Annotated in this window: 10 protein-coding genes and 2 pseudogenes; 11 read left to right on the top strand and 1 reads right to left on the bottom strand. The window is 59.0% G+C overall.

Going from position 1 to position 7,843, the window contains the following annotated elements:
• Positions 1–8 precede the first annotated feature (8 nt).
• From R7190_RS25040 to repC, 7 genes are all read left to right on the top strand, one after another.
• Positions 9–542, top strand: a complete 534-nt coding sequence (locus R7190_RS25040; protein WP_256829340.1) for an AacA4 family aminoglycoside N(6')-acetyltransferase — start codon at positions 9–11, stop codon at positions 540–542.
• Between the two features lie 83 nt (positions 543–625).
• On the top strand, positions 626–1,525 hold the full coding sequence (locus R7190_RS25035) for an extended-spectrum class A beta-lactamase VEB-18 (RefSeq protein ID WP_065825678.1): 900 nt from the start codon (positions 626–628) through the stop codon (positions 1,523–1,525).
• Between the two features lie 144 nt (positions 1,526–1,669).
• Positions 1,670–2,203, top strand: coding sequence for an aminoglycoside nucleotidyltransferase ANT(2'')-Ia (gene aadB, locus R7190_RS25030; RefSeq protein ID WP_000381802.1), 534 nt, complete (start codon positions 1,670–1,672; stop codon positions 2,201–2,203).
• A 61-nt stretch (positions 2,204–2,264) separates the two neighbouring features.
• A complete protein-coding gene (locus R7190_RS25025; RefSeq protein ID WP_223847821.1) occupies positions 2,265–2,540 on the top strand; it encodes a hypothetical protein in 276 nt (91 codons plus the stop codon).
• Positions 2,541–2,596: 56 nt separating this feature from the next.
• Positions 2,597–2,803: a plasmid repression protein F gene (gene urfF, locus R7190_RS25020; RefSeq protein WP_112928753.1), complete on the top strand. Its 207-nt coding sequence runs from the start codon at positions 2,597–2,599 to the stop codon at positions 2,801–2,803.
• 30 nt (positions 2,804–2,833) lie between these two features.
• Positions 2,834–3,673 carry a helicase RepA family protein gene (locus R7190_RS25015; RefSeq protein ID WP_169573183.1) on the top strand — a complete coding sequence of 280 codons (840 nt, stop codon included), beginning with the start codon at positions 2,834–2,836 and terminating at the stop codon, positions 3,671–3,673.
• The gene (gene repC / locus R7190_RS25010) at positions 3,660–4,505 is read left to right on the top strand and encodes a replication protein C, IncQ-type (RefSeq protein WP_112928757.1); all 846 of its coding nucleotides are present in this window, start codon (positions 3,660–3,662) and stop codon (positions 4,503–4,505) included. Before R7190_RS25015 ends, repC begins: the two co-directional genes overlap by 14 nt.
• Before the next feature lie 539 nt (positions 4,506–5,044).
• Here the strand turns inward: repC and R7190_RS25005 are convergent.
• A complete protein-coding gene (locus R7190_RS25005) occupies positions 5,045–5,305 on the bottom strand; it encodes a mobilization protein (RefSeq protein WP_169573164.1) in 261 nt (86 codons plus the stop codon).
• A gap of 182 nt (positions 5,306–5,487) precedes the next feature.
• Between R7190_RS25005 and R7190_RS25000 the strand changes: the two are divergent.
• The 4 genes and pseudogenes from R7190_RS25000 to R7190_RS24985 form a co-directional block, all read left to right on the top strand.
• Positions 5,488–6,129: pseudogene (locus R7190_RS25000) on the top strand (MobA/MobL family protein); the annotation flags it as partial.
• Between the two features lie 106 nt (positions 6,130–6,235).
• Entirely contained in the window at positions 6,236–6,646 is a 411-nt protein-coding gene (locus R7190_RS24995; RefSeq protein ID WP_011117300.1) for an IncQ-type mobilization protein MobB, read from the top strand.
• The gene (locus R7190_RS24990; protein ID WP_318057402.1) at positions 6,577–7,599 is read left to right on the top strand and encodes a DNA-primase RepB domain-containing protein; all 1,023 of its coding nucleotides are present in this window, start codon (positions 6,577–6,579) and stop codon (positions 7,597–7,599) included. The genes R7190_RS24995 and R7190_RS24990 overlap by 70 nt, the downstream gene beginning before the upstream one ends.
• 55 nt (positions 7,600–7,654) lie before the next feature.
• Positions 7,655–7,843: pseudogene (locus R7190_RS24985) on the top strand (hypothetical protein); the annotation flags it as partial.

The following is a 7,843-nucleotide window of genomic DNA, read 5'->3' as shown; positions in this document are numbered from 1 at the left end:
CCCCCCCCATAACTCTTCGCCTCATGACCGAGCGCGACCTGCCGATGCTCCATGATTGGCTCAACCGGCCGCACATCGTTGAGTGGTGGGGTGGTGACGAAGAGCGACCGACTCTTGATGAAGTGCTGGAACACTACCTGCCCAGAGCGATGGCGGAAGAGTCCGTAACACCGTACATCGCAATGCTGGGCGAGGAACCGATCGGCTATGCTCAGTCGTACGTCGCGCTCGGAAGCGGTGATGGCTGGTGGGAAGATGAAACTGATCCAGGAGTGCGAGGAATAGACCAGTCTCTGGCTGACCCGACACAGTTGAACAAAGGCCTAGGAACAAGGCTTGTCCGCGCTCTCGTTGAACTACTGTTCTCGGACCCCACCGTGACGAAGATTCAGACCGACCCGACTCCGAACAACCATCGAGCCATACGCTGCTATGAGAAGGCAGGATTCGTGCGGGAGAAGATCATCACCACGCCTGACGGGCCGGCGGTTTACATGGTTCAAACACGACAAGCCTTCGAGAGAAAGCGCGGTGTTGCCTAACAACTCATTCAAGCCGACGCCGCTTCGCGGCGCGGCTTAATTCAGGTGTTAGCGGTAATTTAACCAGATAGGAGTACAGACATATGAAAATCGTAAAAAGGATATTATTAGTATTGTTAAGTTTATTTTTTACAATTGCGTATTCAAATGCTCAAACTGACAACTTAACTTTGAAAATTGAGAATGTTTTAAAGGCAAAAAATGCCAGAATAGGAGTAGCAATATTCAACAGCAATGAGAAGGATACTTTGAAGATTAATAACGACTTCCATTTCCCGATGCAAAGCGTTATGAAATTTCCGATTGCTTTAGCCGTTTTGTCTGAGATAGATAAAGGGAATCTTTCTTTTGAACAAAAAATAGAGATTACCCCTCAAGACCTTTTGCCTAAAATGTGGAGTCCGATTAAAGAGGAATTCCCTAATGGAACAACTTTGACGATTGAACAAATACTAAATTATACAGTATCAGAGAGCGACAATATTGGTTGTGATATTTTGCTAAAATTAATCGGAGGAACTGATTCTGTTCAAAAATTCTTGAATGCTAATCATTTCACTGATATTTCAATCAAAGCAAACGAAGAACAAATGCACAAGGATTGGAATACCCAATATCAAAATTGGGCAACCCCAACAGCGATGAACAAACTGTTAATAGATACTTATAATAATAAGAACCAATTACTTTCTAAAAAAAGTTATGATTTTATTTGGAAAATTATGAGAGAAACAACAACAGGAAGTAACCGATTAAAAGGACAATTACCAAAGAATACAATTGTTGCTCATAAAACAGGGACTTCCGGAATAAATAATGGAATTGCAGCAGCCACTAATGATGTTGGGGTAATTACTTTACCGAATGGACAATTAATTTTTATAAGCGTATTTGTTGCAGAGTCCAAAGAAACTTCGGAAATTAATGAAAAGATTATTTCAGACATTGCAAAAATAACGTGGGATTACTATTTGAATAAATAAAAAACTACCGCTAACACTGGCTCATAGGCAATGGCGGGTTGAAGTGCAATTTGCAAAGTCGGTAGCCCGCCCGAGCGTTTTCTCGGTTTGACAGGAAAGGCTCACGCAAACCGCCACTGCCCATAGCCCAAACCGTTAGGCCGCATGGACACAACGCAGGTCACATTGATACACAAAATTCTAGCTGCGGCAGATGAGCGAAATCTGCCGCTCTGGATCGGTGGGGGCTGGGCGATCGATGCACGGCTAGGGCGTGTAACACGCAAGCACGATGATATTGATCTGACGTTTCCCGGCGAGAGGCGCGGCGAGCTCGAGGCAATAGTTGAAATGCTCGGCGGGCGCGTCATGGAGGAGTTGGACTATGGATTCTTAGCGGAGATCGGGGATGAGTTACTTGACTGCGAACCTGCTTGGTGGGCAGACGAAGCGTATGAAATCGCGGAGGCTCCGCAGGGCTCGTGCCCAGAGGCGGCTGAGGGCGTCATCGCCGGGCGGCCAGTCCGTTGTAACAGCTGGGAGGCGATCATCTGGGATTACTTTTACTATGCCGATGAAGTACCACCAGTGGACTGGCCTACAAAGCACATAGAGTCCTACAGGCTCGCATGCACCTCACTCGGGGCGGAAAAGGTTGAGGTCTTGCGTGCCGCTTTCAGGTCGCGATATGCGGCCTAACAATTCGTCCAAGCCGACGCCGCTTCGCGGCGCGGCTTAACTCAGGTGTTACCGCAGCGAAATGGCCGGGCTGGTCAAGCGGTACGGTGACGACCTCAGCAAGTGCGACTTTATCGCGGCCATGAAGCTGGCCAGCAAGGGCCGGGAGCCGGACGAGATCGGCAAGGCCATGGCCGAGGCCAGCCCCGCCATCATGGAGCGCAAGACGGGCCATGAGGCCGATTACATCAAGCGTACGGTGCAGAAGGTGATGGAGCTGCCGCAGGTGCAGGAGGCCCGCGCCGAGCTGGCGAAGCAGGCCGAGAAACAGCAGTACCGAGGGCCGACATTAGGATAAAACACTTGCATTAGAGCTAATGCCTGTTATGGTGTTAGCTCTAATGCGGAGGAAATATGAAAGACCAACACGACAAGCGTACCGGCAACCTGCTGGCCACCCCCAACGCTATACGACAGGCCCGCTTTGCCGAGCAGCAGCGAGCCATGGGCCGCAAGGCCCGGAAGATATGGGCCACAGACGCAGAGGCCGAGGCGCTGCGGCTGTATCTGGAAGAACTCAGGGCGGCGCAGGGCGGGGGTAGTGACCCCGCCAGCGCCTAACCACCAACCGCCTACACAGGAGGCAAATCAATGGCTACCCATAAGCCTATCGACATTCTGGCGAGCTTCACAGAGCTACCGCCACCGATTGACTACGTACTGCCCAACATGGTGGCCGGCACCGTGGGGGCGCTGGTGTCCCCCGGTGGGGCCGGCAAGTCCATGCTGGCCCTGCAACTGGCCGCACAGATCGCAGGCGGCCCCGACCTGCTGGACGTGGGCGAGTTGCGCACCGGCCCGGTGATCTACCTGCCCGCCGAAGACCCGCCCACCGCCATACATCACCGCCTGCACGCATTGGGGGAACGCCTGACCGACGAGCAACGGCAAGCCGTGGCTGACGGTCTGCTAATCCAGCCGCTGATCGGCAGCCTACCCAACATCATGGCCCCGGAGTGGTTCGACGGCCTCAAGCGAGCCGCTGAGGGACGCCGCTTGATGGTGCTGGATACCTTGCGCCGGTTCCACATCGAGGAAGAGAACGCCAGCGGCCCCATGGCGCAAGTGATTGGCCGCATGGAGGCCATCGCCGCCGATACCGGGTGCTCTATCGTGTTCCTGCACCATGCCAGCAAGGGCGCGGCCATGATGGGCGCAGGCGACCAGCAGCAGGCCAGCCGGGGATCGTCCGTGCTGGTGGATAACATCCGCTGGCAATCGTACCTGTCCGGCATGACCACCGGTGAGGCCGAGGAATGGGGCGTAGACGACACGCAGCGGCCCTATTTCGTCCGCTTTGGAGTCAGCAAGGCCAACTATGGGGCACCGTTCAAAGACCGCTGGTTCAGGCGGCATGACGGCGGGGTACTCAAGCCCGCCGTGCTGGAAAAGCAGCACAAGAGCAAGGGGGTGCCTCGTGGCAAAGCCTAAGAACAAACACAGCCTCAGCCACGTCCGGCACGACCCGGCGCACTGTCTGGCCCCCGGCCTGTTCCGTGCCCTCAAGCGGGGCGAGCGCAAGCGCGGCAAGCTGGACGTGACGTATGACTACGGCGACGGCAAGCGGATCGAGTTCAGCGGCCCGGAGCCGCTGGGCGCTGATGATTTGCGCATCCTGCAGGGGCTGGTGGCCATGGCCGGGCCTAGTGGTCTGGTGCTAGAGCCAGAACCGGAGACCCCCGGCGGGCAGCAGCTCCGGCTGTTCCTGGAACCCAAATGGGAAGCCGTTACCGCTGACGCCATGGTGGTCAAGGGTAGCTATCGGGCGCTGGCTCGTGAAATAGGCTATGCCAATATCGAGGACTCAAAGCCCATCAGGGACTGCATTGAACGGCTTTGGAAGGTGTCCATCATCGCCCAGAATGGCCGCAAGCGGCAGGGCTTCCGGCTGCTTGCCGAGTACGCCAGCGACGAGGCAGACGGGCGCCTGTATGTGGCCCTGAACCCCTTGATCGCGCAGGCCGTCATGGGTGGCGGCCAGCATGTGCGCATCAGCATGGACGAGGTGCGGGCGCTGGACAGCGAAACCGCCCGCCTGCTGCACCAGCGGCTGTGTGGCTGGATCGACCCCGGCAAGACCGGCAAGGCGGCCATAGATACCCTGTGCGGCTACGTCTGGCCGTCAGAGGCCAGTGGGGCCGCCATGCGCAAGAGACGCCAGCGGGTGCGCGAGGCGCTGCCGGAGCTGATCGCGCTGGGCTGGACGGTGAACGAGTATGCGGCGGGTAAGTACGACATCGCACGGCCCAAGGCGGCAGGCTGACCCCTGCAATAACTGTCACGCCCCCCCCGTTAACTGTCACGCCCCCAAACCTGCAAACCCAGCAGGGGCGGGGGCTGGCGGGGTGCTGAAAAAATCCATCCATGATTATCTAAGAATAATCCACTAGGCGCGGTTAACAGCGCCCTAGTGGGGCGCTGTTTGCCCTTGCCCAAAATGCCCGGCCAGAGGCCGGATAACTGATCTATCCGCTGCGCTAGGCTACACACCGCCCCCACCGCTCCGCGGTAGGGAAAAGGCGGGCCAAGGCCCGCAAACCCAAACCCCATGCACAGACGCCACAGGAAGCCGCAGACGCCTTTAGCCGCTTTAGCGGCCTTTACCCCTGCCCGCAGGGCGGGGGCGCGTGTGAAGCCCCGCAGGGGCCATGCTGGCCACCTTGCGCTTGGCTATCTCCGCCTTGATGGTCGCGCCCGCCTCTCGCATCTCTTGCTGCAGGGCTTCGATCTCGGCAGGTGTCAGCCGGTAGAAGCTCACCCTTGCCCCTCTTGCGGCTCCGGCTGGCCATGCTCCTGTGGCTGCTATTCCTGCTTGGGTGGCAGTCCGAACAGCGCCCGGTCATGGTCGCGCTCTAGGTAGCTGTCCAGCCCATCGAGCAAGCGCTGTTCTGGCCACTCGCCGCTTTCGACTTTGCCGAGTATCCACGCGCCTACCAGCACCTTGCGCCGGGTGTCCTCCTTGCGCTTTTGCTGCTGCTCCCGTGCCCTGACCCGCTGGATCTTGGCGTTGATCCGTGCCCGTTGCTCTTCCAGCTTGGCGAGCCGTTCCGCTGCTTTTGCCATGTTGACATTCCCCTTGGTTATGTGCTTGCCATCATGCTATCATCGGAGCACAGACACCGCAAACCCCGACCGTCATTCTAACGGGAGGGCGCACTTACCGGTTTCTCTTCGAGAAACTGCCCTGCGGGCACCCCTTTGGGGCTGTGCGCTCTCCGAGGGCCATTGCATGGAGCTAAACCCCTATGGCCATCTATCACCTTACGGCCAAGACCGGCAGCCGGAACGGCGGCCAGTCGGCCAAGGCGAAAGCCGATTACATCCAGCGGGAGGGCCGTTACTCCCGCGACCGTGACGAGGTGCTGCACACTCAGTCCGGCCACCTGCCCGAGTGGGCCGAGCGCCCCGCCGACTACTGGGATGCTGCCGACCTGTATGAACGCGCCAATGGGCGGCTGTTCAAAGAGGTTGAGTTTGCCCTGCCGGTCGAACTGACCCTAGATCAGCAGCGGGAGCTGGTGGACGAATTCGCCCGGCATCTGACCGAGGGCGAGCGCCTGCCGTATACGCTGGCCATTCATGCCGGTAAAGGTGAGAACCCCCATTGCCACTTGATGATCTCTGAGCGGAAGAACGACGGTATCGAGCGCCCGGCTGACCAGTGGTTCAAGCGGTACAACGCCAAACAGCCAGAGCGGGGCGGGGCGCAGAAGTCCGAGAGCCTGAAGCCCAAGGCATGGCTTGAGCAGACCCGCGAGGCATGGGCCGACCATGCCAACCGGGCATTAGAGCGGGCTGGTCACGACGCCCGCATTGACCATAGAACACTTGAGGCGCAGGGCATCGAGCGCCTGCCGGGCATCCATCTTGGCCCCAACGTGGTGGAGATGGAGGGCCGGGGCATCCGCACCGAGCGGGCCGACACCGCCCTAGCCATCGACACGGCCAACGGCCAGATCATCGACTTACAAGAATACCGGGAGGTTATCGAGCATGAGCGCGATAGACAGAGTGAAGAAGTCCAGAGGCATCAACGAGTTAGCGGAGCAGATCGAACCGCTGGCCCAGAGCATGGCGACACTGGCCGACGAGGCCCGGCAGGTCATGAGCCAGACTCAGCAGGCCAGCGAGGCGCAGGCAGCGGAGTGGCTGAAAGCCCAACGCCAGACAGGGGCGGCATGGGTGGAGCTGGCCAAGGAGTTGCGGGAGGTAGCCGCCGAGGTGAGCAGCGCCGCGCAGAGCGCCCGGAGCGCCGCCCGTGGCTGGACATGGAAGTTGTGGGCCGGGGTCTTGATCGCTTCCGTGACGCCTATTCTGGCGCTGCTGATCGCATCATGGCTTTGGCTGGAGCCGCAAATCATCGAACAACAGGGGGGTATATGGCTGGTTTTCAAGCTCAAGTAAAGGGTGACCGCACCGCGCAAGCCATCGCCCGGCAGCTCAAGGCCATGGGCTGCGACCGGTACGACATCGGCATACGGGATGCCGCCAGCGGCAAGATGATGAACCGGGAATGGTCAGCCGCCGAAGTGCTCCAGAACACGCCATGGCTCAAGCGGATGAATGCCCAGGGCAATGACGTGTATATCAGGCCCGCCGAGCAGGAGCGGCATGGTTTGGTGCTGGTGGACGATCTCAGTGAGTTCGACTTGGATGACATGAAAGCCGAGGGCCGGGAGCCGGCGCTGATCGTGGAGACCAGCCCCAAGAACTATCAGGCATGGGTAAAAGTGGCTCAGGACGCCCCAGCAGGTCACAGGGGCGTAATCGCCCGGAAGCTGGCCCGCGAGTACGACGCCGACCCGGCCAGCGCCGACAGCCGCCACTATGGTCGCTTGGCGGGCTTCACCAACCGCAAGGACAAGCACACCACCCGCACCGGTTATCAGCCGTGGGTGCTGCTGCGTGAATCCAAGGGCAAGACCGCCACCGCAGGGCCGGAGCTGATGCAGCAGGCCGGGCAGGTGCTGGACAGCATTAAGCGCCAACAGGAACGGACGGCACGACTGGCCGAGATCACCGCCCCGCGGAGTGTGCGCCGGTATCGCCGCAGCGCCGTGGACGACTACCGCAGCGAAATGGCCGGGTTGGTCAAACGCTTCGGTGACGACCTCAGCAAGTGCGACTTCATTGCGGCTATGAAGCTGGCCAGCAAGGGCCGGGAGCCGGACGAGATCGCCAAGGCCATGGCCGAGGCCAGCCCCGCGATCATGGAGCGCAAGGCAGGCCATGAGGCCGATTACATCAAGCGCACGGTACAGAAAGTGATGGAGCTGCCGCAGGTGCAGGAGGCCCGCGCCGAGCTGGCGAAGCAGACCCAGAAGCAGCGCAGTCGGGGGCCAGATTTAAGTATGTAATGCTTGCGTTAGCGCTAACTGGTGGTATACTGTTAGCTCTAATGGAGGGTTTGAGATGAAAGACCAACACGACAAGCGTACCGGCAACCTGCTGGCCACCCCTAACGCTATACGACAGGCCCGCTTTGCCGAACAGCAGCGAGCCATGGGCCGCAAGGCCGCGAGCACCCCCCCCATAACTCTTCGCCTCATGACCGAGCGCGACCTGCCGATGCTCCATGATTGGCTCAACCGGCCGCACATC

The organism is Vibrio sp. 1078-1 (assembly GCF_033340475.1).
The sequence above is the reverse complement of the archived record's forward strand: the minus strand, read 5'-3'. Positions and strand labels throughout refer to the sequence as shown.

Coding starts and splice junctions, on each gene's coding strand:
- R7190_RS24990 (WP_318057402.1), top strand. CDS start 6,577: ATGGCTTTGGCTGGAGCCGCAAATCATCGAACAACAGGGGGGTATATG.
- aadB (WP_000381802.1), top strand. CDS start 1,670: ATGGACACAACGCAGGTCACATTGATACACAAAATTCTAGCTGCGGCA.
- R7190_RS25025 (WP_223847821.1), top strand. CDS start 2,265: ATGGCCGGGCTGGTCAAGCGGTACGGTGACGACCTCAGCAAGTGCGAC.
- urfF (WP_112928753.1), top strand. CDS start 2,597: ATGAAAGACCAACACGACAAGCGTACCGGCAACCTGCTGGCCACCCCC.
- R7190_RS25015 (WP_169573183.1), top strand. CDS start 2,834: ATGGCTACCCATAAGCCTATCGACATTCTGGCGAGCTTCACAGAGCTA.
- R7190_RS24995 (WP_011117300.1), top strand. CDS start 6,236: ATGAGCGCGATAGACAGAGTGAAGAAGTCCAGAGGCATCAACGAGTTA.
- R7190_RS25035 (WP_065825678.1), top strand. CDS start 626: ATGAAAATCGTAAAAAGGATATTATTAGTATTGTTAAGTTTATTTTTT.
- R7190_RS25005 (WP_169573164.1), bottom strand. CDS start 5,305: ATGGCAAAAGCAGCGGAACGGCTCGCCAAGCTGGAAGAGCAACGGGCA.